A 25449-nucleotide genomic window follows, 5' to 3' on the forward strand; every position below is an offset into this window, starting at 1 on the left:
ACACGAATAGAACACTTCATGTTAATTAAGATCTGCAAAGACCCCGCTATATTAATTTGCCGCATTACCTAACATAATGTTTTAATAGGCCTGGTACATCTAAAATCAACGCAATCCCCCCATCAGAAGTAATTGTCGCCCCCGCCATACCAGCTGTGCCATGTAATAAAGCACCAAGGGGTTTAATGACCACTTCCTCTTGACCTATTAAAGCATCCACTACAAAGCCTATCTGCTGGGTTCCTAATTGGACGACGACGACATGGCCATGTCGAGCTGCATTTTCTGCACTCACATTTTGCCCTGATTGCCGGCTTAACCAATGTTCTAAGTAAAATAACGGTACAGCTTTATCCCTGACAATCACGGTCAATTGCCCATTCACCATATTGGTTTTATTTAAATCTAAATTGAAAATCTCATTGACACTGGATAAAGGCAAAGCAAAGACTTGTGTGGCCACTTCAACCATTAAGGTTGGCATAATTGCTAATGTTAACGGTACTTTAATTTCTAATTGAGTACCTTTACCTTTAAACGAATCAATATGCACAGTCCCATTTAACTGAGCAATGCGTGTTTTCACTACATCCATTCCCACGCCACGACCAGAAATATCCGATATTTCAACCTTAGTAGAAAAACCTGGGGCAAAAATTAAATTATATGCATCTTGATCAGACATTCTCGATGCCGTATCAATATCGATAACACCTCGAGTGACTGCGATTTTTTTCAATTTATCAGGATCCATTCCTGCACCATCATCTTCTATTTTTAATAAAATATGATCGCCTTCTTGGCTTGCTGACAAAGTAATTTTTCCAGTACGACTTTTTCCGCTAGCGGCCCGTACATCCGGCATTTCAATACCATGATCCACCGAATTACGTACTAAGTGCACTAAAGGATCGGCTAAAGCCTCTACAAGATTTTTATCTAAATCAGTGTCTTCCCCGATCATCAGCAATTCAATATCTTTATTTAAACTCCGTGCTAAATCTCTCACCACGCGAGGAAATCGACCAAACACCTTCTTAATCGGTTGCATGCGCGTTTTCATCACCGCACCTTGCAGATCGGCTGTTACCAAATCGAGATTGGCCAAAGCCTTGGACATATCCTCGTCATCACGCGCCACCCCTAAACTCAATAAACGATTTCTCACCAAGACAAGTTCACCCACCATATTCATGATCTGATCTAAACGAGCAGTATCTACTCGAACAGTGGTTTCTGTTTGCGTCGTATTGGTTTTTGAAGTGGCTTTAACCGCTGATATAGACTGCGCGACTTTGTGTGAGGTGTTATCTTTTCCTTCAGAAATAGAAGACTCTATCACCCCACCTTGTTGAACAGTGAGTGAGGCATCACCTTTAGGCCCTTTCCCTGCACCGTGTAATTCATCAAGTAAGCTTTCAAATTCATCATCAGTAATATCATCTGAGAGCGTTGTATTATCAACATCAACCTCAGGAACAACGACTGCAGGTTCAACGGTGGTCGACTTAAATTGTCCATCACCATGTAGCTCATCTAACAATGCTTCAAATTCATCATCGGTAATATCTTCATTTGATTTGCTCGCGCCCAATAACTCTTGAGCAGACTCTTGAATTAATTCGGCGTCGATGACTGCCGCAGGGGTTAGATGTGAACTTGCCTCTTCTTGGGAGTTTAGATCGGATGATGGGCCATTACCATCACCATGTAAGGCATCTAATAATGCGTCAAACTCAGCTTGATTGATGTCATCGATACTGCCATGATTTTCAAGTTCTAAACTTAGACCTTGCTCTGTATTTCTAAGGCCTCCAACGCTATCTGCCGTAGATATCCCTTCTTTTTTCGTGATAATTTGAGTTGTCACATTACCATTCTCAATCGAGTCTTGATGCTCTGTGCTACTGAGTCGTTTTAGTTGAGATAATAAATAAGGATCGGCTGGAATTTGTTCATATCCGGCTTGAGTTTGAGCAAACATTGCATTAATCGCATCAATGGCTTGCAAAATAGTATCCATCAGATCTGCAGACACTTGTCTTTGCCCTGTACGCAGCAAGTCAAAAGTATTTTCGGCTTCATGACAGACATCAACCATTGGGCCTAAACTTAAAAAACCCGCCCCACCTTTTACAGTATGGAAACCTCTAAAAATGGCATTGAGTAAATCGGTATCGTCGGGATCATTTTCAAGTGCAACCAATTGCTCTTGTAACAACTCGATAATTTCGCCTGCCTCGATTAAAAAATCTTGCAGTATCTCTTCATCAACATCAAAGGACATCCTTTCGACCTCTCCCTTAGAAACCTATAGCAAACATTATATTGCTTATATTTTTATCAACACCTAAACCCACTAATAAGGCTAATATCTCTAATCGTATTAGAAATACAGCATTATTAGGAGCTCAAAACCAACGAGCATAAACTAGAAACCTAAGCTGGATAATAAATCATCCACTTCATCTTGATCTGTCACGACATCTTCGCGACTTTGCGCATTTATGATGGGGCCTTCGGCTGCCACTTTCTTATCATCATGACCCAATTGGTTATTAATAGGCGCATCACAAAAAACGGTCAATAATGACACTAAGCTGGATTCGACTTCTTTCACTAACTCAATCACACGCCGGATCATTTGCCCCGTTAGATCTTGGAAATCTTGTGCTAATAGGATCTCATTTAATAATGACTTCAATTGCTGAGAATCCATCTCACTGCCATCAATAAAACCTTGTATTTCATGACATAACGTTTTGAAATCTCGAAGTTCTATCTCTCGACACATCAATTTATCCCACGAAGGACGAATAGAGGCAATATTTCGACTTAATGTATCCGCCAGCGGTAAACACCCTTCTACCGCATCCATGGTTTTATTGGCTGCTTGCTCTGTCATATCAATGACATAATTTAAGCGTTCTTTTGCATCGGGAATATCCGTATTAGCCAATTCTATTAAACGTTCATCAACTTGAAAATCCACAATTGCATCATGAAGTTGGCGTGTTAATCGACCCACTTCATCAAAAAGATCTTTTTGCAACGGGCTAGCAATCAATTTTATCAGCTCATCAGCACTCGCTTGATCGCCAGCAGAAAGGTATTCCACTAATTGTTCAGCTTGTTTTAAATTGATGAGCGGTAAGGTTTGTGCTTCCATATGCCCCTACTTTAGGCTAATCGTTCGAAAATTTTATCGAGCTTTTCTTTTAGTGTTGCAGCAGTAAAAGGCTTTACGACGTAACCATTAACCCCCGCCTGAGCCGCAGCAATAATTTGCTCACGTTTCGCTTCAGCAGTCACCATGAGAACAGGCAAATGCTTTAAACTGTCGTCGGCACGAATCGCCTTTAATAAATCAATACCTTGCATTCCCGGCATATTCCAGTCGGTCACGACAAAGTCAAAATCGCCTCTTTGTAGCATAGGCAGCGCTGTTGAACCGTCATCGGCTTCTTGGGTATTATTAAAGCCTAAGTCTCTCAACAAGTTCTTAATGATACGTCTCATTGTTGAAAAATCATCAACAACCAGAATCTTCATATTCTTGTCCAAGGTATCCTCCGCGGATTTATTCTTTACTTATTAAAATTATTATGTATTTGTCCAGTGCTTAAGCTTGCCTTTTAATCTCAGCATTGCCTGACTGTGTATCTGGCTCACTCGCGACTCACTGACATCGAGAATGGCACCAATTTCTTTCAAATTTAACGCTTCGTCATAATATAATGACAGTACTAAGGCGTCTTTTTCAGGTAATTGTTTAATCCCCTCGACTAAAGCACTATGAAACTGCACATTCGCTAAGGATTCAAAAGTATCATCCCCTTGACACTCATCCGCATCAAGCACATCAAGCGACACTCCCAAATCTTCAATTCCAACCACCTTTCCCACAGAAATATCATTTAAAATTCGATGATAATCAACTAGTGACAGTTCAAGACGGTCGGCAATTTCTTGATCCCGGGCATCTCGTCCCAATACTTGCTCCAATTCATCAATCACTTGCGCTACACGGCGTTGATTGCGATGAACTGAGCGCGGTACCCAATCGCCCCGCCTCATTTCATCGAGCATTGAACCTCGAATGCGGATCCCTGCAAAGGTTTCAAATTTAGCCCCTTTACTGCCATCAAAATTCGCTGACGCTTCCAATAATCCCATCATGCCAGCTTGCAATAAATCATCCAATTGCACCGATGCGGGTAAACGCGCCAGTAGATGATGCGCAATTTTTTTAACCAACGGGGCATACTGTTCTACGATAGTGCTTCTATTATCAAAACGAGTATACGCTGCGGCTTTATTCACCTTCATCATCCTTATAAATAGGGCGTTGAACTAAACGCTCAACAAAAAACTCAAGATGCCCACCTGGCTGTTGAGGAATAGGCCAACTGATCATTTTATTGGCCAATCCATGATAAGCAATAGAAGCGGGTGACTTAGGAAAAGCCTCAACAATCAATTTTTGTTTACGAACTGACTTACGTAAATTCTCATCAAAAGGCACTGTCGCCACTAGCTCTAATGCCACATCCAGAAAACGATCGGTAACCTTACTCAATTTTGCAAATAATTCCATCCCTTCTCGTAAACTACGCACCATATTCGCAACAATCTTAAAGCGAAAAACGCCGTGCTCTCGGCTTAAAATCTTAATGAGGGCATAGGCATCGGTAATAGAGGTGGGTTCGTCACACACGACAATAACAACATCTTGGGAGGCCCTTGAAAAACTCAGCACCATATCCGATATGCCAGCAGCAGTATCGACAATCAACATATCAAATTGCGTTCGCATCTCGCTAAATGCACGAATAAGTCCCGCATGCTGCGATGGACTCAACTCCACCATCGATTGTGTTCCTGATGTAGCAGGAATAATTCCCACCCCTTTAGGTCCTCGTAAAATAATGTCATCAAGCTCAGCTTCACCCGATAACACATGCGATAAGTTCAAATCTGAACGTAGCCCCAACATGACATCGACATTAGCCAGCCCCAAATCGGCATCAAGTACTAATACACGTTTACCTTTTTCAGCTAACGCCACTGCAGTATTAATAGAGACACTGGTTTTGCCTACGCCACCTTTACCGCCTGAAACAGCGATGACTTTCACTTTGTCACTCGTTTGTTGATTCATCATACGTAAACCGCTTGCTTGATCCGGACTCATGGCTTCACTCAACTGCATCGATCAGATCATCTGATCCTTGACTATTTTGTATGGGTTCTACAGTTTCTAATACCGATAATGCGCTATTGGCTAACGCTAAGGTATCAGCAACCTGCATATCTTCAGGCACTCTCTGGCCATCAGTCACGTAACTGAGTGGCAGCCCACTTTGTATTAACACGCTTAATGCAGGTGCTAATGATGTTGATTCATCGAGCTTAGTCAGTACGACCCCCGATAAGACAATACGCGCAAACTGCGCCACTGCCTCCTCTAATACTTTACGTTGTCCCGTCGCGGCCATCACCAAATAATTACGAATAGGTAAACGACTATTGGCGGTCAAATTATCTAACTGCTGAAATAGGCGTAGATCCCTTTGGCCCATCCCTGCAGTATCAATCAAAATCAACTTCCGATTTCTAAATTGATATAATACTTGTTCTAACTCATTAATATCATGAACTTGCCTAACAGGACAGCCCATAATTTTACCGTAAGTCGCTAATTGCTCAAAGGCACCGATACGATAATGATCTGTCGTAATAAGTCCCACATGTTCGCTACCATGATAAGAAGCATACCGAGCTGCTAACTTCGCAATCGTTGTGGTTTTCCCCACTCCAGTGGGACCAACAAAAGCGACAACACCTCCTTTTTTAACTATATCATCTCCTTGATTATCAAGTAAATTAGCTAGGCTTTGAGGTAGTGTTTTCACGAGTTCTGCTGGAGAATACTGTTCACTCAAGCCAGACAATTTCTTTGCAACGAGAGGAGAAAATTCAGCCTGTAATAGTGTACTTTCAAGCATGGCACCTACAGGGTCGATTCTTTTTTTCTCATCGTTCATTAAGCTACTGACTTGATCTGTCAATAAACTTCTAATTGATACTAATTCTCGTTTTAATTCAGCAAGTTCTTCATCCTGAGAGACACTTATTTTATTCTTTAATGGCGACTTAGGCGTAAAAACCGCTTTTTGCTGCTGATGAACATGACGCTGCTCTTCAAGGCTCTGAGCCCACTTAGGCATAACAGAGCTATCGGCCTGTTCAGCAAAACCTTGATGCCTATTTTCTTTCCCCACTCCCTTTTGCTGTCTTTCTAATAACGCCTGTAAGGAATCAGCAACGGGCTTTTGCTCAATCACTTCCTCTTGAGACTTGGACATATTTTGGCTAAAAGAACGCGATTGAGTGACTCGGCTTAATGCCTTTTTAAGCCCTTTTTTTTGCTCAGCTTGAGTCGATAAATACTGTTGACTTCCATTAAGGGCTTCATCCACTTTGCTTTCAAACAGTGGTGATTTACCGGTACTCGATTGTCTGCCCAGTGAGACCTTCTCATCAGAAAGAGTGCCAAGTCCTTGAAAGTAACTTTTACTGTCTTTCGTTCGTGTTTTTATAGGCGTTACAGCATCAGTTCGACTTTCATTAACGCGAGAAGAATTAACTTCTCCCGTTTTAGCGCCATCAAAATCTACCGCAGCAACAATTTCAATCCCACCTGTCACTTTCTTATTTGACATGATGACCGCATCAACCCCTAAGGTTTCTTTCACCTGAGCTAATGCCGAGCGCATATCCTTAGCCAAAAACCGTTTAATCTTCAAAGATCACACCTCTACTTGCCCACTGCCGATACGATTCTGATCTGCTTTTCATCGGGCACTTCTTGATAAGAAATCACTCGTAAACTTGGAATTGTATACTTCACAAATCGCGATAAAGTAGAGCGCAACATCCCGGAAGTCAGTAAAATAGCGGGTTGTCCAACCATTTCTTGTTTTTCTGAGGCGTCCACTAATGACTTTTGCATACGTTCTGCCAAGCTAGGTTCGATATTTGGCCCATCCCCCCCTCCAGCTTGCATGGACTGATGCAACATTTGTTCCAACTCTGGCGCCAATGTTATGACGGGTATTTCAAGTTCTGGTCCACTGATCTCTTGAATTATCATTCTCTTTAAAGCAATACGAACAGCCGCCGTCAACACCTCTGTGTCACCACTTTTAGGCCCGTATTCTAATAACGTTTGAACAATGGTTTTCATATCACGAATCGACACGCCTTCATTAAGCAAATTTTGCATTACTTTCACAACAATGCCTAACGGCATTACATCAGGAATAAAGCCATCAACCAATTTAGGGGAGACTTCTTTTAGCATGTCCATGAGCTGCTGTACTTCCTCATATCCCAGCAATTTTGACGCATTATTGGATAACAATTGACTTAAATGTGTTGCTACAACGGTGGCAGCATCAACAACGGTATAGCCTAAGGTTTGTGCATGTTCTCGTATACTCGGATCGATCCAAACCGCCTCTAAATTAAATGCAGGATCCCGAGTAACAACCCCCTCTAATTGCCCAAAAACTTGACCTGGATTAATCGCTAACTCACAATCATGGCGTATTTCAGCTTCTCCAGAACTCACCCCCATCAAGGAAATACGATAGCTATTAGGCGCTAAATCTAAATTATCGCGAATATGTACAGCTGGCACGAGAAAGCCCAATTCTTGGGAGAGCTTTTTCCGCACGCCTTTAATCCTATTCAGTAATTCTCCCCCTTGTGTTTTATCAACCAGAGGAATTAAGCGATAACCCACTTCAAGTCCTATGGTATCCACATGCTGAACATCATCCCAACTCAGCTCTTTAGGTTCATTGCTGATTTTTTCTGTATTATCAGTGCCCAATAATGCCAGTGACTTATCTTGTTCCACTTTCTTTTTACGCTGTAAAAAATAAGCCGCAGCAAAAATACACAAGCTTAAACTAATAAACACAAAATGTGGCATGCCCGGCACAATACCCATAATGAACATAACCCCTGCAGCAATCAGTAATGATTTGGGATTATCGAACATTTGGCTTATCACCATTTGCCCCATATCGCCGGATTCATTTTGTCGTGTCACCATCAGTGCAGCTGCAATAGACAGTAACAGCCCTGGAATTTGTGCAACCAACCCATCACCAATCGTCAGCAAAGTGTATATTTCAACAGCAGAAGAAAAACTCAAACCATGTTGAGCCATGCCAATAATAAACCCGCCTAATATATTGATCGCTAAAATTAAAATCCCAGCAATCGCATCACCTTTAACAAATTTAGACGCCCCATCCATGGCACCATAAAAATCGGCTTCTTTTGTCACTTCAGCTCGGCGTAAACGCGCCTGATCTTGGTTTAATGTTCCGGCGTTCAGATCCGCATCAATTGCCATTTGCTTACCAGGCATTGCATCAAGTGTAAAGCGAGCACTTACCTCTGAGATCCTACCCGCACCTTTAGTCACAACGGCAAAATTGATAATAATCAAAATCAGGAAAACGACTAGGCCCACAGCGTAGTTTCCACCAATGACCACAGATCCAAAGGCTTCAATAACTTTACCCGCAGCATCTCCGCCATTGTGTCCTTCAAGCAAGACCACTCGTGTTGAAGCTACATTGAGTGCTAAGCGTAATAAGGTTGCAACCAATAATACCGTGGGAAATGCCGCAAAATCTAATGGACGATTAGCATATATGGCCACCAGCAATACCATAAGAGCAAGCCCAATATTAAAAGAAAATAATATATCCAATAAAAAAGGGGGCATGGGTAACACTATCATCGCCAGTGCAGCTAACACCAAAAGTGGCGTGCCAATACCTTTAAAATGCACAGGCTTTAACTGCTTTAATTGCTCTAAGTTGGCTTTTACACCCATGATCACTGCGCCCAAACTTTGACATATCGCCAAAAAATGCAAATTTGAGGCCAAGTTATTAGCTCTTTCATATTGATTTAATAGGTTTTGTTAATAGAAAAGAATTGACATTAAAGATATTTAGCGGTCTAATCTAAATCATTTGTTAAATAATTGTCATTATATTACTCAGCAATAATGAGATAATGACAATCCCGATCTTGATATGAGATGGTACGACTCAAATACGTCCGCTTTTTGAGTTTTCTCAATATCCCACTGGATCATCTTAATAAGAAATACTGAAAGAATGTCTCCTAATGGGGCAAGCAAAGAGACAAAAAGTGTATCGTAAGTGCATCGCTATGCATACATCAAATAAGGAAAGGTACTATGTCAAAGGATTTGCCTATCACTCAATTGAATTTGTCAAACCTGTCTACATTACAAGTTGAAACATCATTGAATATCGACGGAAATTCTACGCCTCTTAATCGCGTTAAGAAGAATTAAGATTAATAAATCTATGCCATATATTCATAAAAACTAATCCACAATATTTGGATAAAACAGCATAAAAAACGGACAAAACAGCATACGATATGGAAATCCTCCTTATAATTTTAATTATATTATTAAGTACTTGCTCAATTACCTTAGGCTTCTACTACTCTCAGAATAAGCCTGCTTTATGGTTGGTAACCTTTGCCATTACCGCTTGCGCTGTATTGACAGGCATAGTTTCCGCCTTTTTTCCTGATATCCATTGGTTAACGCATTTTACCTATACTTTCATCCCCCTAATATGTCTCTATCATTGTCGATATTACCCTAATTGGCTGTATCTTTTATCGATACCCATAGGAATTAATTTCATTGATGTATTATGGATAAATCAAAACCTATTCGCTCAAACGTCCAATTGGATCTTTTATACTAAGAATATCGGCTTAGGATCCCTCGTGTTACTGCTTATCTTTTATCGAGGGTCCATAGCTAAAACACTTGGATTGTCTATTCATTATCGACGCATACCGCAAGAATACTTACTACTCAGTATTTATACGATGAACGTCATAATCAATATCATGACATTAATGGAAGATCTGATACGAAATAATCATATTTTAGGGGAACTCTTTGTACCTTATCAGCCTATGTTTTTGTATGACATTTATCATTTCATACGCTTCCCACTGAATTTAGGTGAATTAATATTATATGTCGTGATAGCATATTTTGCCGTACGTTCAAATAAAGTCGATTCGGTAGCACACGCCAACATGTAATATCGTGCTCTCGGTTTTGGTAGAAATAAAGTCACTTACAAAAATAGTTTACTACCGACATACAAGTAACATACAGATTTAATGATATAAAATAATTCTGCACACGGTTGTACAGAACGAAGATCAACATCGATAAGAATAAAGGAATACACGCGTGACCGAAATGGATAGCTTATGTGAATGTTTTGATTTGACCCAGATCCAACTTGGAAAAATCATGAAAATGCCTCAAGTGCAATTGAGTCTATGGCAAACAGGTCAAAAAAAACCCAATATCATTAACGTATTCAGGCTAATGATTTTTTTACTTCGGCATTATAACCGTTATTCTCATCGAGAACTTATCACTAAAGAATATCGTTGGGAAAAGACAAAACCCCAGACAAACTCCCAAGTGACTTTGCAACCTCAATCAGATATGAAAGCCACTGAAAAAAGCAAAATGACATCAAAAATGGCATCCCCTCTCTCAAGAGAAACCACGGCTAAGAATATTGCTCCTCAGCCCAAGGTATTTGAAAGTAAATTATTTCAAACCGATACCGACGTAAAAAAAGACAGAACAATCGGCATAACTGATAAGGTGGAATGATATAACAGCATTTAAGATCATTTTTTGATACACGTCAGTTTAACGAAACAAGGCATCAATATCCTTTTTGTGATCGAGCATCAATCGTTTCCATTCCATTTTAAACCATGGCGTTAATCGCTCTGGTGAAGCAATCATGAGTCTATTCACGGCTTCAATGCTCATAAATTCAGTATCTGCCACTTCTGCAGGATCAACACGAATATTTTGTTCAATCTTGCCAATATACACAGAGCACATTTCATGCTCAGTTCCCATATCTAAATAAGCAGCTTGATACTCAAATTGATATAAATACTGTAACTGACTCTTTGCGCCTATTTCTTCATACAGACGCCGATTAACCGCTTCTTCAAACGGTTCATCTTGACGGGGATGACTACAGACGCTATTGGACCAAAATAAAGGCCATAAAGGTTTTAATGCACTGCGTTGCTGCACTAATAATTGCCGCTCATGATCAAAGACAAACACAGAAAATGCACGATGTAAAATACCTTGACCTTGATGACAGCGTAATTTCGTTTCATAACCTGTGACATCATCATTTTCATTCACCGTGACTAACATATCACTTAATGATGGATCATTCTGATGAAAACCTTTGTCTACCCACTTATTCAACCGCTCCCCCTCGCCTTCTTACTCAGGCATCACTGCTAGGAAATGAATTTGTCTTCACTCAACACTCACCATTAAAGATACTAGTTAAGTTTACACCCTTTACAGAAGAGAGTAAAAGCGGGTTACGGAAAAGCTAAGATAAGATCCTCACCGCGTATTCCGCCTTTAAAATAGAGACCACCTCATTTTCCGTATTTTTAATGTCGATTGTCAGCGGAAAATCATATCGGCCAGTATTCGCCATAGCCAGATTCATTTTCTGACTATCGGTTTCAGAAAAAACAGCTTCAGCAAAAAGATCTGTCATGGCCGGTTTTTTAAAATCGATACTGACACTCCTCACCAAAGGAGTATAAGCTTGCTCATTTCGCGTTTCAAAAATCACAATCCCCCCTAATGATTCTGCGGCTGCGAATTGAAAAGCGGCATGAAAACTTTGAAAATGATTAGCCGTTTTTTCCGTTAATGGTACATGAACACAATAGCGCCCATTAAGATCGCAACGATACCTAAGGTTAATATAATCATAAATGTTTTGTTCTAAGATCTGCCAATGGCTATCTTCAATTTTAATGTTTTTCCTTGTCAAAATTCAATCCTATATTATGTCGCTATAGCCCCCATTGTTACTGATATACAAAAAAAAAGCGAATGGCTAGACATTCGCTTTTACCAATGATGTTATTAATCAACCTACACTCGGGATAACGAATGTCAACTTATCTTAGGACGGAACATTAAACTCAATAAATAAAGAACTACCTGATTATTCTTTATTTTCATATTTGGCTTAATGCCGAAACGGTCGCCAATATCAAGGCAGGATTTATATCTAATAGCTGGCTATTAGTAGAAAACACACCATATAGCTAAATTAATATAAAATGATTTAGCTATAGATAAGAGCAAAGATAGCAGTATTAAACGGCACTGCTTATCCTAAGTTCAGGTTAATCAGCCTTAGTATTAACTTCTCTTTCGCCTAAGACCTCAAAATCATCATGACTTAATCGGGCACAACCATCCGCTTGCATAATCCAAAGCTCTTTATGGATCACACCATAAGCTTTATTCATTTGCCACTGAGACCTCAATTGAACGGTTTTATCATCAAGCACTTCAAGCTGAGGCTCAATGTAATCTACATCATCAAAACCTTGTTCCATCAAGCCTTGCCAAAAAGCTTCAATTTGTTCTCTTCCGGTAAATTCACCAAAAGGTCTTGCATGCATCGTTGCTGTAACTTCATATTGCTGTGCACAGACTTTAGCATTTTGACTATTGAAACCTTGCTTCCAACGTTGACTCGCTTCACCTACCGCCGCTAATAGTGCTTGTTCTTTCGACATGATTGACCTCTGTAAAATCACTGTATGATTGTTGATAACACCTATCTTAAAGCACTGGTTTTTTTCTAAAAACAGAATAAAATATAAATTACTGTTTTAAAAAATAGAACAATAAACATAAAACAACGAAAAAAGGCCCATTACTATGTTTCAATATCTTCGTCATATGTCTGTTTTTGTTGCCATCGTAGAACAAGGTTCAATCACAGCAGCTGCAGCCACCTTAGGCTTGTCTAAGTCAGTGCTTAGTCTACAATTAACCAAATTAGAGCATGAATTGAATGTCAATTTACTGCGAAGAACAACAAGAAAACAAGTACTGACACCTGCAGGAAAAGCCTTTTATATAGAGTGTACAAAAATACTCAAACAAGTGGATAACGCTTGGCAACAAGCACGTGATAGCCAACATGAACTCATCGGTGATATTAACATAACAGCGCCTCATGCCTTTATGAATACCCTTATTGCTCCTGCAATTGGCGCCTTAATTAACCAACACCCAAACCTTAATGTGCATCTCATTGATAATGATGAGAGAGTCGATTTAATGGATCATCGCATTGATATTGCGATTAGAGTTGGCGATTTACCCTCCAGCGATTTAAAACAGCGATACTTAGGGACTTTTTGTGATGTGCTTTGTGTCAGTCCCAGTTTCTATGAAGAAAATGATATCGATATCAAGCAACATCAAACACTGAATTACATTGGAAATCAGTGGCAAGGAAAACACATCACTCATGAGTTACACAAAGGCGCTCAAATTGAACAACTGCACTTTATAGCCAGTAGCAGTGTTTATTCTATGCCGTCACTCATTGCGCTATGTCTATCGGGGGCAGGCATTGCCGCCATTCCGGACTTTATCGCCACCCCTTTGATTGACAATCATCAACTCATACCGATTTTTACCACACTGCCTCTAAAAATCAATCCCGTCCATGCACTCCATGACTATGGTATGAACCCTCCGCAAATTATTACGACCTGCTTAGAAGTGATACAAAAGACCTTTAAACAACATTTATCGATTCTATAAGATTACTTATTGGTTACCTTACTGACAATAAAGAGTAAAATCACCGCCCCCACGATTGCAGTTACCACAGAACCAATAAAACCTGTCGCATTCAATCCAATTAAACTAAACACAAATCCTCCCAGTATTGCTCCGACGATCCCCACGCCGATATTTCCCAACATACCAAAGCCACTGCCTTTCATGATGTTACCCGCAGCCCAACCTGCTATCGCCCCAATCACTAAAAATATAATAACACTCATCAGCTTATCCTTAGTTAATGATTTAACTTAATTTAGAGATGACCATTTTATGTCTTTAAGCAATTATAGAAGAAAAAGAGCACATTAAGTTTGATACTCACCTGTTATCAGTTAACACCTTCAATTTTATACTCAACTTGATAACTCACTTGAATAAAGTCATTGGGGAATGCCTTAACCTTAGCTTTTTTAAGCGTTATGGCCTGACTCATTTCTCCAAACAGTGGTACACCTTTACCCAATAAAATAGGAGCCTGAGTAATAATCATTTCATTAATGAGTTTTGCTTTTAAAAAGGCGGTAATCGTCACTCCACCATCAATATAAGCATGGTGATAGCCTTCCAAAGATAATTGATGCATTAAAGGCACGATATCGCCAGCAAACATTTCCACTTTATCAAATAGGTTTTTAGGTGGTTGAGTCACACTGCGACTAAGCACAATAATACGAATACTCCCATAAGGCCAATTCTCAGGTGAGAGGTTCATTTTTGAAATCATTTCCATAGATTTTCGGCCCATAACCATACAATCCACAGATGCGATAAAATCATAAAAGCCCATATCTTGCTCATCTGCCATTTCAGCTTCAATATTACCTGTGGTGTGCAGCCAATCAACATTGCCATCTAATTTAGCAATATAGCCATCAGTACTGGTGGCAATAAAGACAGAGCATTTCATTGTGTTACCCTTTTCTCGACTTAAAAGTGCCTATTTCTAGTCTCTATAAAAATAGGTCATATAGCTAACCACGTTTCGCTTTAAACTCATCCGTTTTCACCGCATCTTGTAAGCCTTTATCTTTCATTGCTTGCTGCACATAGAGACGGATTTCAATCACATCATCTAACCTTAAACAATTGGCCAAAATACCTTGAGCCCATGTCAATTCAATGTGTCTAATTAGCCACTTTATACGGGGCAATTTTGCCGCGCTCATACTCAAGCGACCGATCCCCATTCCAATTAATAAAACGACCGCAACGGGATCGGAAGCCATTTCACCGCATAAACTCAAGGGCAGTTGATATTGCTTTGCTAAGGTCACGGTACGATAAACTTCATGGATCACCGCCGGGTGAACATGATCGTAACGATCAGCCACATGGGGATTATTACGATCTAAAGCCAATAAATATTGACTTAAATCATTAGAGCCAATAGAAATGAAATCGAGTCGTTCGGCCCATAAAGGAATTTGCGTCACAGCAGCAGGCACTTCAACCATAATCCCTACCTTAGGCCATTGTATATCCAACCCGTCAGATTGAAGTTGGTCATAGGCATCTGCTAGCACTGTTGAAAATTGCGTGAGTTCATGACTTGATGTCACCATAGGCAATAAAACATGTAAAGTATTAATCCCACTCGATGCCCGTAACATAGCCCGGACTTGTGTCATCAGTAATTGGATATTATCCAAGGTAAAACGTATTCCTCTCCAACCTAGAGCGGGGTTTTCTTCGTGTCGAATAGGAAAATAAGGTAATTGTTTATCACCGCCGATATCCAATGTTCGCATATAAACAGGTTTACCTTTATACGCCTCAAATACCCGTCGATATACTCTAACCTGCTCATCTTCACTGGGGAAACTATCCCCCACCATAAAAGGAATTTCGGTGCGATATAAACCAACACCTTGAGCTCCACTTTTAACCCCTGGAGTGATGTCTGCCAAGAGTCCCGTATTGGTGTAGAGTTTAATGTCATGATTATCTAATGTTGTTGCTGCAAGGTTTTTTAAGTTATGCAGTTTCAGCGTGGCCTTCTGCTCTTGACGAATGAGACGTTTATATGCTTTTTTTAACAAAGCACTGGGCTGTAAAATAACCTTCGCTTCATTCCCATCCACTATCATGACATCATGAGTATTTAAATTTTTGATTTTACCCACCCCCATTACTGCGGGGATCCCCATAGCATTAGCCAAAATAGACGTATGGGATAAACTCGATCCTTCAAAACAAATAATGCCCGCTAACAACTTATTTGGCACACTGGCAATATCACTCACACTGACTTGAGCCCCAATCAATATAACAGGTTCTTTATAAGCAGAGGTGACCGCTCGCCCTCCGCCTTTCCACACATGAAATAATTTATTCCCTAAATGAATAATATCTTCTGCTCTAGCCGTTAAATAAGGATCATCCATTTGCTTAAAGCGATTAGCAAAAAAATAAATGCCTTGCTTAATGGCACTAGGAAGCGAAAAACCGTCATGGATATAAGCCTCCACTTTATCACTCAAGCCTTTATCCGTTAACAGCATTTGGTAAGCATCAAAAATCGATCCAATGCTTACGGTCATGTTTTCACCTAAACTACCTTGCTCGTTAATTAAATCTTCTTTCACTAACAACAGTAATTGCTTCCATTCTTGAACTGTCGCTTGAGGGGCATCATTACGCACATCTTGTACTTCTGATAATTGTGTTAATCCACATAATATCGCCTTGCCTAATCCCACTCCCTCTACACTTTTAACCCCTTTATAACGTCTATTTTGTTGAATAGTTTCATCTTGAGTATTAGGAATATTCACCACGATAAAAGCCAATTGAGCCGCTAACGTTAATAAAAAAGCCTCTTCTTGTTCTGTTAACACTTCCGCTTGGCGACTTTGTACAACCAATACCCCTACGACCTCACCATGATGGACCAATGGCACTCCACAAAAACTTTCAAATTGCTCCTCTTGACTTCCTAGAATATAAAAGTAGGCACTGTGATTTGCTCCTTTGGCTAGATTTAATCCATGACGTTCTTTCGCCACTAAGCCTACAAGCCCTACTCCTTGAGGAAGGCGAATAGAACGATGCATTTGCAAGCCATGACTGACAAGTAGTTCCATCTCCTGATCAGCATTAACCCGATATAAACTGCACACATCACGATTAACCGCGGCACTCACACTATCGACAATAAAGCGTATTTGCAGTTGCGGTGTATCAATCAGTGATACCGCTTGTAAAATGCGTGTTAACTCTAACATCGGATCATTCATCACATTCAAGTTCCTGGTTTAATCTATTCTGAGCCCTAGGCTTAATCCTTACGTGTTAACCATACCGAAAACCACCTTAATAAAACACTACTAATCAATCGACACCCTAAACTCAATAAAGGTACGCGATAGTGATATCGCAATATTGATACGCTTTGCAATAGAATGAATCACAGATAATATTTAAAAAATATAAAAATCAACTATTAAGAAAATTTATTTTTCAAGACAAACAAAAACTTATTCCTACAAAGAAGGCTTAACCATAAAGAGACTTTGCTGTTACAAAGATTGCTTATATAATAGTTTTTAACATAATATTAATTACACAACATAAAAATACCGTACTTTACTCCGCGAACTTGAGTATTAAAACGGAACACTGAGTCTATTAATGTATTTAAAAACAGATACTTCATACAAAGAAAACTCTTTAAAAAAGAAATTATCTTCTCGTCATCGCCCCCAGAATCTATTTGGGCAATGCGTTTTTTTCTTTCTTTGCTATCTTGTTTCATTCATCACGCAAGCTTCATCTTTTCAAGCCATCAGTGATAACTTTAAGCAACAATTTCACCAGCAGCTCAAAGAGAGCAAAGTCCCGGGTGGTGCTTTTGTTATCGTTGAAGGCGATCAGATCCTTAAACTCAGTGCGTATGGTAAACGTTATAAAAATAGCTCGTTAAATATCAATGCAAATACAGTATTTAGGCTTGCTTCCGTTTCTAAAACCTTTGCGGCTACTTTAACCAGTCAACTGGTACATGAACATAAACTTGATTGGCAACAGCCCATTAATCGATATTTACCTGAGTTCAGTCTGGCCAAGCCAGCTCAAAGTCAAAAAATCACCCTTGGGCACATTATTGGGCAAAGCACAGGGCTCATGCCCAATAGCTATGACAATATGATCGATGCTAATGTAAAACTTGATAAAATTGTGCCCAAATTTTCTAAACTCACCCCAATATGTTCACCCGGAAAATGCTATGGTTATCAAAATGTTGCCTTCTCCTTTATTCAACCAGCGATAGAGCAACAGACAGGCCAAAGCTACGAAACCTTACTTGAGCAACGGATCTTTACCCCTTTAAATATGCATACAGCCTCCGTTGGATTTGATGCCTTTCATCAACAAAAAAATCGTGCCGAGCCACACATCAAAACCCGTACAGGCTTTAAACAAGTCAGCGTCAAGCCCAATTACTATCAACTCGCTCCCGCTGCGGGTGTCAATGCAAGTATTTCCGATATGGCAAAATGGTTGATTGCTAACTTAGGCAATAACCCCAGTGTCATCAGCCCTGAAGTGCTTAACGATATTACGCAATCAGGGATCCGCACGACTAAAGAGCTAAGACGCCGTGAATGGAAGCATTATCTGGATGATGCACACTATGGTAAGGGCTGGCGAGTGTATGACTTTGAAGGTAATCCGCTTATTTACCATGCCGGATGGGTAGCAGGCTATGTAGCAGAGATAGCCTATTCACCCAAACTTAAACTCGGTATGGTAATATTATTAAATGGTGAATCCCGTGTTATTTCATCTCTAGGAGCACATTTTTGGCATAGCGTCTTTGAACATAAAGCCGAAATCATATCCAAACTGAGCCAAAGCAAAATGAAATAACCCCTACTTCATCATCAACTTATGGCTTGTTAAGAGTTCGATAAGCCATATCCGTTAAATAATCATTCAAACGATGAGAAGCAACAACGGCTTCTTGTGCATCGGTATGGCTCACCGCTTTTAAAATATCAGCATGATGAGAAGAAGCCTCTATCAAATCTGAACTCTCATTCTTATATGCAAACCAAAAACGGCGAGACAAACCTTGGAGTGGGGCCATGGCTAGCTGTAAATATTCATTAGCAGCCGCCTGCACTAATAGTACATGAATTTGCTTAAGCAAGGAGGCAAAAAGTTGATCATCACAGCTTGTCGCCCCTCCTTCCAATTGCTCAGCAAGAACTCGCATTTCCTGTTTCTCATTCATTGTGGCTCGAGAGGCGGCATAATTAACACACAAAGCTTCTATATCTCGACGCACTTCTAAAATTTTTAATTGACTTTCCACAGAAATAGGCGGAATTTGAATACCGCGACGAGGGTGTACTTCAACCATTCTCTCATAAGATAATCGCTGTAAAGCCTCACGCACAGGGGTACGACCCAGCACCAGTTCTTCAGCAAGCCATTTTTCACTTACCATACTACCTGGAAGGAGTTCTCGAAAAATAATCATTTTTTCTAAATGATGATAAGCCTCTTCTGTCTTATTAATTGTATTTATCGTCATTAAACTGACCCCCTTTAATAAGTTCTCACATTAATTTTATTCGCATTGATCCACAAACATTAAAAATAAAACAAAAACAATTCCAACATGATAATTAAAGATTAAATTTATAAACAACCCACCATCTAACGACTCACATTATATTCACTTCATGCCCACTTACATTTATTGTTCACTCATTTAAGAAAATCACATAACGGTATAATTTTATGATTAATGTTGGATTGTTCACTCATTTCTTTCTCTCAATCCTCTTCTTTAAATATATTGAGGCAAGTTAAATATTACTCAGCTGTGCACAAATCCAATTGTACCATAGAAAAATCTGACATATATTGTAATGTACAACTGATATATCAGATGTACATTACAATATATGTCACTGTAATAAACTGCCTTAAGCGAGGTCTATATGAAAGGTTGGAATCTTGTTCATCGATTTGAACAAATACCAGAACTACCTATTTTGGCTGACGTTGATGTGTTAGTCGTCGGTGCAGGTGCAGCAGGTGTTGCGGCGGCAGAAGTAGCAGGAAGTATGGGACAAAACACTTGGCTCATTGAAAAATACGGTTTTTGTGGTGGAGCAGCAGTTGCTGGACTATCAGGTACGATATGTGGCATGTATATGGCTTCAGAAGATACCACCGCCCCACCTAAACAAGTGGTATACGGTTTCACAGAACGCTTTCGACAAGCTTTAGCTGAAAAACAAGGTGTCACTGACCCCCAACGTTATGGCAAAACATTTACAGTGACGCATGACCCCTTAGTATGGAGAGAAGTCGCGGATAACCTTCTTGAACAAGCCAACGTCACCACCTTATTTCACACCTCAGTCACAGGCGTTATTCTTGAAAAAGATGCCTTTAAAGGGGTCATTGTGGAATCTAATGCTGGGCAAAGTATTATCCTCTGTAAAATAATTGTCGATGCATCAGGCGACGCAGCAGTGATTGCCCGTGCTGGTATGGATTATTACTTTGGCGATAATGGATGTATTCAAAACCCCACTATGTTTTTTCGTATTGGTGGTGTCAATATGGAAAAATACTTAGCTTACTATGGTAATGACACTATTTGTCCATCTAAGGTTACAAAAAACCTGATTATTGCCAATAAAAAAGATGACTATCATCTCCCCAGAAATAAAATTTGGATGTTCCCCACTACCCGTCCTAATGAATTAATGGTCAATGCGACTCGGCTCACGGCAAAAGATGGCCACATACTCAATGTGATTGATCCCAAAGATTTTACTGAAGCAGAAATAGCAGGTCGGCGGCAAGTCAGAGATTACGCCCGCTTTTTAAATCAATACGTTCCTGGATGTGAAAAGGCTTACGTTGTGGATACTGGCGTCGAAGTGGGAATTCGCCAAACCCGCTCAATTGTCGGTGTCACTTCGTTGTCCAATGAAGATGTTGTGAACTGTAAAAAACATAAAGACAGTATTTGTCGCTCGCCTTGGCCAATAGAGTTACATTCAGGTGACAAGCCCAAATTACACTGGCTTTTTGATGATTACTACGATGTGCCCTATCAAACATTAATTCCCATAGTTGGAGAAAATATTATCGTCGCAGGACGCTGTCTAAGTGCTCAACATGAAGCACTGGCATCGGCTCGAGTAACCGCTCAATGTTTTGAATATGGCCATGCTGCAGGCATCGCTGCCGTCAAAGCTATTACAGAGCATAAGCGGATCCGCGATCTCACCGGTGAAGAAATTCGCACCATCATGATAGAAAACGGTAGTGCACTTTAAGGGGAAAAAATGAAAAATACTGTGATTAAACGTGTTGAACTTTATGCCGTCGCAGACCGGGATGCTCCCCCGATCCCTTGGGCTGACAACCAAGAGCCCTTACTGTACACCAATAATATCATACGGATCATTTGTGACGACGGAACTGAAGGCGTCGGGGCGACAATTAGCTATACAGAGAATGATTTTGATCGTTGTATTATCGAGGCCATGCGCACCTTAGTGCCAGGCTTAATAGGTCAAAACCCACTGATGACAGAGGCCATTTCGACTTGGTTGCAAGCCCGTTGTACATGGGGTGGATTGCCCGCAAAGTCCCCAATTGACATCGCGGTATGGGATATCAAAGCCAAAAAAGCAAACTTACCGCTCTATATGTTATTGGGCGGTGCGCGCCATAAAATTAAATCTTATGCCTCTTCTCCTATGTTTGATACCGTTGAAGAATACTTTCCTTATATCGACGATTGTATTGAACATGGTTTTACTGCCATTAAATTGCATTGTTATTGCGTATATGAAAAAGATGTCCTTCTAGTCGAAGCCATTAATGCCCGTTATGGGCAATCTGGCATACGTTTCATGTTAGATACCGCCACCTTTTATACCGCCAGAGAAGCCATGCTTATGGCAAAACGCATGGAGCAATATCAATGGGAATGGTTAGAAGCTCCTGTTTCTGACTACGACTTTAACACTTACCAACGCTTATCCGATAAAACTGAAGTCGATATTTCCAGCCATGGTAACTGCTTACTCACACTCCAAGAAATTACCTATGCATTAGGTAAAAACTTATGGGCAGACGTGCGTCAAGATGCCACCGTTTGTGGTGGTATCACTCAATTAAACAAATGCTTCGCCATTGCTGAAGGGCATTCTAAAAATGTGGAAATTCAAAGTATGGGCTACACCATCACTCAGGCAGCTAATTTGCATGTTGCCCTTGCGCACCACAACTGTAAATTCTTTGAACAATTCTACCCTTATGAGAGTTTTGAATTAGCCTCTAAGACCCAGATCCGAACAGATAAAGAAGGCTATGTTCACGCGCCAAAAGGAAATGGGTTAGGTGTAGAAATGAATTGGGATCAAGTTAAACAGTCTGCTATTGCTAGCTATATATTTGAATAATAAAACAAAGGAATGAACCATTCCTTCAATGGTTCATTCCTTACCAATGGGATAGAGTAGGATACGATATGATAAAAACAACATTAACCAAAAATCTCGATTATCTCGCCATTGGATTATCACTACTGGTCGTTTTATCCGTTTCAGTATTTTTCTTAACTGATACTCATGCCGCTATTCAAGTCGCCAATAACACATTCAAACTCATTGCTTATAACTTCGATACACCTATTTTATGGTATGCATTTGCTTTAGTTATCATTGCCATCTTTTTTATCTTCTCTAAATATGGCCATATTCGTATGGGGCAAGAAAAGCCTGAATTTTCCACCTTTGCATACATCACTATGATGGCGCTGGCCGGAGTCGGCTCCGGCACTATTTATTGGGCCTTTTTAGAATGGTCTTATTATATTAAAACACCGCCTTTCGATATTTTACCTCATTCAGTTAAGGCTAAAGAATGGGCTGTTACTTATAGCTTACATCACTGGGGTCTAACAGCTTGGGCTATTTATGCTGTTACCGCCATCCCTGTTATGTATTCTTTTTATATCCTTAAAAACCATTCACTTAAGCTCAGTGACATCGTCATGCAAATGATAAAGCACCCTGTCATTGCGAAAATTACAAGGCGCTTCATTGATATTCTCTACCCCATTGCCATTATGTTTAGCTTAATTATCGTTCTTTCACTGGGAATTCCTATTATCACTGCAGCTATCGCTTTATTGACCGATATTAATGATACGTTGGCATTAAAATTATCAATGATTGCTATTGTTACTGTCTTACTCACATTAAGCTCTTTTTTAGGCATCAAAAAAGGCATGCAAACTGTTAGTCAAACCGGGACCTATTTTGTCATAGCCCTCGCCCTCTATTTGCTGTTTTTTGGTCCAACTCAATTCATATTAGAAAATACCAGTTCCTCTTTTGCTCTATGGGGACAAAACTTTCTCAAAATGAGTTTATATACCGATGCGATTAAACAAGCAAAATTTCCTCAATCTTGGACTGTCTATTTCTGGGCGTATTGGATTATCTTTATTCCACTCATGTGTGTTTTTGTCACAAAAGTCTCAAAAGGACGCACTCTCAGAGAAGTCATGATCTGTATGATAGGTGGTGGTACTGCAGGTACAGCATCATTATTTGCCATTATAGGCTCTTTTATGATGAAAACAGAATTAGATGGCAAGGTCGCCATAAGCCAATTAGTCGAGCAAGGACAAGGTAGTCAAGCAATTGCCAGCGCACTGAGTACCTTGCCGTTATCGTCGCTGATTTTAGTCATATTTATTATTGCCACTTTCTTATTATTGGTCACCACAATGGATGGCTCAGTGTTTGCCGTGGCCTGTAATACCCAAAAAACCTTAGATAAACACGCCGATCCTGCTATATCTTTAAAAATATTCTGGAGCCTTGTTATCGTGGCTATCCCTACCATCTTTGTCAGTGTCAATGCGCCCGTTTCCTCTATGCAGTCCGCTATTTTAATTTTTGTGTTACCACTCATCGCTCTAACTAGCTTTATGCTTTATAAAACGATCGGTTACATTCGTGAAGATTACGGACATTTAAGTACATATGAGATTCAACAGCGTCATGCATTAACCCCAAACACGTCCAATGAAACCATTCTCAATATACAATATATTCATCCACTACACATTCAAAATACCAAACATAAAACACAAACAATCATTATTGATTAAAGATATGCCTGTCCTAAATTTTAAATTCAGGACATTGAACTTCAAATAAAGGTTTCGTATAGAGATTTATTCATTGCTATGGCTATGAATAAACTTGGTACCACCAGCGAGAAATAAGCAACCTTTCTCTACAACCTTTCAAGGTCCCTCTTAGCCCCCATACAGCTGGATTGCATCATCTTAAAAGGCAACAAACATTTCGGCCCTCTTCCTATTAAAAAGTACGCCTTGAATTAGGCACTTTTACACTATGAAAACAGGCATCTCGAAATCTCAGGGGTATAATCAACATGACATAAGAAACCCAATGACTATTCAATCTCACCGGTGGTGTTATTATCGCCATGTTTTTGATAGAAATGCATTAATACTCCCGACTCCCCCACTTTGGACCTTAACAAATGAAACTGTTGGGCGGGTGATCCTTCTGTAAACAAACGCTTACCCGATCCGACTATCACTGGAAATGTCCACAGGCGCAATTCATCAACTAATTGATTTGCCAATAAGGTTTGAATGAGCTGCCAACTACCATGGACTTGTAATAGCAACCCAGACTGTTTTTTAAGTTGAATAATGTAGTCCACAATATTGCCTGAAATCTTAACGGAGTGCGGCCACTTTAACGGCTCCTCAGTCGAGGTCACCACATATTTCTTTGCATTGTTCAGTTGTCTTGCAATAGGATTATCATTATTGAGCGATGCAAAATGCGCAGCAAAAAGCGTATAAGTTTGACGTCCCAATAAAAGATCATAAGGCTGCGCCATTGCCTCCTGGCTAACTTGTTCCATCACATCATTCCAGTATTGGCCTGCCCAGCCTCCATAAGTAAAACCACCAGACATATCTTCTTCGGGTTGACTCGGCGCTTGCATCACACCATCAAGGGTTTGAAAAACAAGGACAGCTAATTTTCTCATTGTATTTCCTTATACCAAATGAATGCAAAATGGACATGACACCGTTACGTTACCCGTGCACTTTCATAAAATCAGTATCACACCAAACAACTGACACCTAAAACTCAGCAATCGCTAAACACAATTTTAGTTCAATGAGGAATACTCGCCAAACACGAGGATAAATGGACACGCTAGAAATAAAAGATAAGCCTGTCCTAAGTTTTTTTGCTGTGTTAACAAATGGTAAATGTCACCTTTTTCAATCAATCCTACAACAGATTGGAAGCACCTCACACAAAATGACAAACACAACCGAAAAAGTAAAAGTGAGCTTTCTCTCAATCAGCCTCCAATTAGAATCAACACCCAAAGTGGTGCTTTTGACCACTTATTAGCATGACTATTTCAGCGATTTTTCGATGAGGAAAAGCGTGTTTTTGAGGCTTAGAAGATGAATATCAACTGAGTGCCAAAACCGCGTTTCACACTTTCACTATTATGTTCAATAAGTATTGAAATTCTTTTTTTAAAAAAATCACTAAATCTTATAATTTTTCAAAAAA

Annotated in this window: 22 protein-coding genes; 7 read left to right on the top strand and 15 right to left on the bottom strand. The window is 39.9% G+C overall.

The window, feature by feature from the left end; genetic code table 11:
- Positions 1 to 64 precede the first annotated feature (64 nt).
- From Q0976_RS11095 to flhA, 7 genes are all read right to left on the bottom strand, one after another.
- Entirely contained in the window at positions 65 to 2287 is a 2223-nt protein-coding gene (locus Q0976_RS11095; RefSeq protein WP_299493878.1) for a chemotaxis protein CheA, read from the bottom strand.
- Positions 2288 to 2431: 144 nt separating this feature from the next.
- On the bottom strand, positions 2432 to 3169 hold the full coding sequence (locus tag Q0976_RS11100; RefSeq protein WP_299493879.1) for a protein phosphatase CheZ: 738 nt from the start codon (positions 3167 to 3169) through the stop codon (positions 2432 to 2434).
- Positions 3170 to 3180: 11 nt separating this feature from the next.
- Positions 3181 to 3564 carry a chemotaxis response regulator CheY gene (gene cheY / locus Q0976_RS11105; RefSeq protein WP_299493880.1) on the bottom strand — a complete coding sequence of 128 codons (384 nt, stop codon included), beginning with the start codon at positions 3562 to 3564 and terminating at the stop codon, positions 3181 to 3183.
- Between the two features lie 39 nt (positions 3565 to 3603).
- Positions 3604 to 4323: an RNA polymerase sigma factor FliA gene (locus tag Q0976_RS11110; RefSeq protein WP_299493881.1), complete on the bottom strand. Its 720-nt coding sequence runs from the start codon at positions 4321 to 4323 to the stop codon at positions 3604 to 3606.
- Positions 4316 to 5194, bottom strand: coding sequence for a MinD/ParA family protein (locus tag Q0976_RS11115; protein WP_299493902.1), 879 nt, complete (start codon positions 5192 to 5194; stop codon positions 4316 to 4318). The genes Q0976_RS11110 and Q0976_RS11115 overlap by 8 nt, the downstream gene beginning before the upstream one ends.
- 4 nt (positions 5195 to 5198) lie before the next feature.
- On the bottom strand, positions 5199 to 6809 hold the full coding sequence (flhF, locus tag Q0976_RS11120) for a flagellar biosynthesis protein FlhF (RefSeq protein ID WP_299493882.1): 1611 nt from the start codon (positions 6807 to 6809) through the stop codon (positions 5199 to 5201).
- An 11-nt stretch (positions 6810 to 6820) separates the two neighbouring features.
- Positions 6821 to 8920 carry a flagellar biosynthesis protein FlhA gene (gene flhA, locus Q0976_RS11125; protein ID WP_299493883.1) on the bottom strand — a complete coding sequence of 700 codons (2100 nt, stop codon included), beginning with the start codon at positions 8918 to 8920 and terminating at the stop codon, positions 6821 to 6823.
- Positions 8921 to 9501: 581 nt separating this feature from the next.
- Here flhA and Q0976_RS11130 point away from each other — a divergent pair.
- On the top strand, positions 9502 to 10188 hold the full coding sequence (locus tag Q0976_RS11130; RefSeq protein WP_299493884.1) for a hypothetical protein: 687 nt from the start codon (positions 9502 to 9504) through the stop codon (positions 10186 to 10188).
- Between the two features lie 154 nt (positions 10189 to 10342).
- A complete protein-coding gene (locus Q0976_RS11135) occupies positions 10343 to 10780 on the top strand; it encodes a hypothetical protein (protein ID WP_299493885.1) in 438 nt (145 codons plus the stop codon).
- 39 nt (positions 10781 to 10819) lie between these two features.
- Here Q0976_RS11135 and idi read toward each other — a convergent pair whose 3' ends face one another.
- From idi to Q0976_RS11150, 3 genes are all read right to left on the bottom strand, one after another.
- Complete coding sequence (idi, locus tag Q0976_RS11140; RefSeq protein ID WP_299493886.1) at positions 10820 to 11404, bottom strand: isopentenyl-diphosphate Delta-isomerase; 585 nt, start codon at positions 11402 to 11404, stop codon at positions 10820 to 10822.
- 133 nt (positions 11405 to 11537) lie between these two features.
- On the bottom strand, positions 11538 to 11993 hold the full coding sequence (locus tag Q0976_RS11145; protein WP_299493887.1) for a DUF4442 domain-containing protein: 456 nt from the start codon (positions 11991 to 11993) through the stop codon (positions 11538 to 11540).
- Between the two features lie 361 nt (positions 11994 to 12354).
- Entirely contained in the window at positions 12355 to 12753 is a 399-nt protein-coding gene (locus tag Q0976_RS11150; protein WP_299493888.1) for an isochorismatase, read from the bottom strand.
- A 145-nt stretch (positions 12754 to 12898) separates the two neighbouring features.
- Here Q0976_RS11150 and Q0976_RS11155 point away from each other — a divergent pair, with 145 nt between their 5' ends.
- A complete protein-coding gene (locus tag Q0976_RS11155) occupies positions 12899 to 13795 on the top strand; it encodes a LysR family transcriptional regulator (protein WP_299493889.1) in 897 nt (298 codons plus the stop codon).
- Positions 13796 to 13797: 2 nt separating this feature from the next.
- On the opposite strand, the gene Q0976_RS11160 is transcribed toward Q0976_RS11155, so the two are convergent.
- The 3 genes from Q0976_RS11160 to ptsP form a co-directional block, all read right to left on the bottom strand.
- Entirely contained in the window at positions 13798 to 14040 is a 243-nt protein-coding gene (locus Q0976_RS11160) for a GlsB/YeaQ/YmgE family stress response membrane protein (protein WP_299493890.1), read from the bottom strand.
- Positions 14041 to 14147: 107 nt separating this feature from the next.
- Positions 14148 to 14726 carry a dihydrofolate reductase family protein gene (locus Q0976_RS11165; RefSeq protein ID WP_299493891.1) on the bottom strand — a complete coding sequence of 193 codons (579 nt, stop codon included), beginning with the start codon at positions 14724 to 14726 and terminating at the stop codon, positions 14148 to 14150.
- Between the two features lie 64 nt (positions 14727 to 14790).
- Positions 14791 to 17055 (bottom strand): phosphoenolpyruvate--protein phosphotransferase, encoded by a 2265-nt coding sequence (gene ptsP / locus Q0976_RS11170; RefSeq protein ID WP_299493903.1) that lies wholly within the window; start codon positions 17053 to 17055, stop codon positions 14791 to 14793.
- 394 nt (positions 17056 to 17449) lie between these two features.
- Here ptsP and Q0976_RS11175 point away from each other — a divergent pair, with 394 nt between their 5' ends.
- On the top strand, positions 17450 to 18688 hold the full coding sequence (locus tag Q0976_RS11175) for a serine hydrolase domain-containing protein (protein ID WP_299493892.1): 1239 nt from the start codon (positions 17450 to 17452) through the stop codon (positions 18686 to 18688).
- Positions 18689 to 18707: 19 nt separating this feature from the next.
- On the opposite strand, the gene Q0976_RS11180 is transcribed toward Q0976_RS11175, so the two are convergent.
- Complete coding sequence (locus Q0976_RS11180) at positions 18708 to 19358, bottom strand: GntR family transcriptional regulator (protein WP_299493893.1); 651 nt, start codon at positions 19356 to 19358, stop codon at positions 18708 to 18710.
- A 412-nt stretch (positions 19359 to 19770) separates the two neighbouring features.
- On the opposite strand from Q0976_RS11180, the gene Q0976_RS11185 reads away from it, so the two are divergent.
- From Q0976_RS11185 to Q0976_RS11195, 3 genes are all read left to right on the top strand, one after another.
- Positions 19771 to 21126 (top strand): FAD-dependent oxidoreductase, encoded by a 1356-nt coding sequence (locus tag Q0976_RS11185; protein ID WP_299493894.1) that lies wholly within the window; start codon positions 19771 to 19773, stop codon positions 21124 to 21126.
- Positions 21127 to 21135: 9 nt separating this feature from the next.
- Positions 21136 to 22260: a mandelate racemase/muconate lactonizing enzyme family protein gene (locus tag Q0976_RS11190; protein WP_299493895.1), complete on the top strand. Its 1125-nt coding sequence runs from the start codon at positions 21136 to 21138 to the stop codon at positions 22258 to 22260.
- A gap of 68 nt (positions 22261 to 22328) precedes the next feature.
- Positions 22329 to 23981, top strand: coding sequence for a BCCT family transporter (locus Q0976_RS11195; RefSeq protein WP_299493896.1), 1653 nt, complete (start codon positions 22329 to 22331; stop codon positions 23979 to 23981).
- A gap of 311 nt (positions 23982 to 24292) precedes the next feature.
- On the opposite strand, the gene Q0976_RS11200 is transcribed toward Q0976_RS11195, so the two are convergent.
- Positions 24293 to 24904, bottom strand: a complete 612-nt coding sequence (locus Q0976_RS11200; protein WP_299493897.1) for a dihydrofolate reductase family protein — start codon at positions 24902 to 24904, stop codon at positions 24293 to 24295.
- Positions 24905 to 25449: the final 545 nt, after the last annotated feature.

Source organism: uncultured Shewanella sp., from assembly GCF_947501665.1.
In the GTDB taxonomy this organism is placed as follows: domain Bacteria; phylum Pseudomonadota; class Gammaproteobacteria; order Enterobacterales; family Shewanellaceae; genus Shewanella.

Excerpts from the sequence above, each read along its gene's own strand:
- Q0976_RS11180 (WP_299493893.1), bottom strand. The coding sequence starts at position 19,358 with ATGACGATAAATACAATTAATAAGACAGAAGAGGCTTATCATCATTTA.
- flhA (WP_299493883.1), bottom strand. The coding sequence starts at position 8,920 with ATGGGTGTAAAAGCCAACTTAGAGCAATTAAAGCAGTTAAAGCCTGTG.
- ptsP (WP_299493903.1), bottom strand. The coding sequence starts at position 17,055 with ATGAATGATCCGATGTTAGAGTTAACACGCATTTTACAAGCGGTATCA.
- Q0976_RS11185 (WP_299493894.1), top strand. The coding sequence starts at position 19,771 with ATGAAAGGTTGGAATCTTGTTCATCGATTTGAACAAATACCAGAACTA.
- Q0976_RS11200 (WP_299493897.1), bottom strand. The coding sequence starts at position 24,904 with ATGAGAAAATTAGCTGTCCTTGTTTTTCAAACCCTTGATGGTGTGATG.
- Q0976_RS11095 (WP_299493878.1), bottom strand. The coding sequence starts at position 2,287 with ATGTCCTTTGATGTTGATGAAGAGATACTGCAAGATTTTTTAATCGAG.
- Q0976_RS11115 (WP_299493902.1), bottom strand. The coding sequence starts at position 5,194 with ATGAGTCCGGATCAAGCAAGCGGTTTACGTATGATGAATCAACAAACG.
- Q0976_RS11190 (WP_299493895.1), top strand. The coding sequence starts at position 21,136 with ATGAAAAATACTGTGATTAAACGTGTTGAACTTTATGCCGTCGCAGAC.
- Q0976_RS11160 (WP_299493890.1), bottom strand. The coding sequence starts at position 14,040 with ATGAGTGTTATTATATTTTTAGTGATTGGGGCGATAGCAGGTTGGGCT.
- Q0976_RS11155 (WP_299493889.1), top strand. The coding sequence starts at position 12,899 with ATGTTTCAATATCTTCGTCATATGTCTGTTTTTGTTGCCATCGTAGAA.
- Q0976_RS11150 (WP_299493888.1), bottom strand. The coding sequence starts at position 12,753 with ATGTCGAAAGAACAAGCACTATTAGCGGCGGTAGGTGAAGCGAGTCAA.
- Q0976_RS11130 (WP_299493884.1), top strand. The coding sequence starts at position 9,502 with ATGGAAATCCTCCTTATAATTTTAATTATATTATTAAGTACTTGCTCA.
- Q0976_RS11195 (WP_299493896.1), top strand. The coding sequence starts at position 22,329 with ATGATAAAAACAACATTAACCAAAAATCTCGATTATCTCGCCATTGGA.
- Q0976_RS11100 (WP_299493879.1), bottom strand. The coding sequence starts at position 3,169 with ATGGAAGCACAAACCTTACCGCTCATCAATTTAAAACAAGCTGAACAA.
- Q0976_RS11165 (WP_299493891.1), bottom strand. The coding sequence starts at position 14,726 with ATGAAATGCTCTGTCTTTATTGCCACCAGTACTGATGGCTATATTGCT.
- Q0976_RS11175 (WP_299493892.1), top strand. The coding sequence starts at position 17,450 with ATGTATTTAAAAACAGATACTTCATACAAAGAAAACTCTTTAAAAAAG.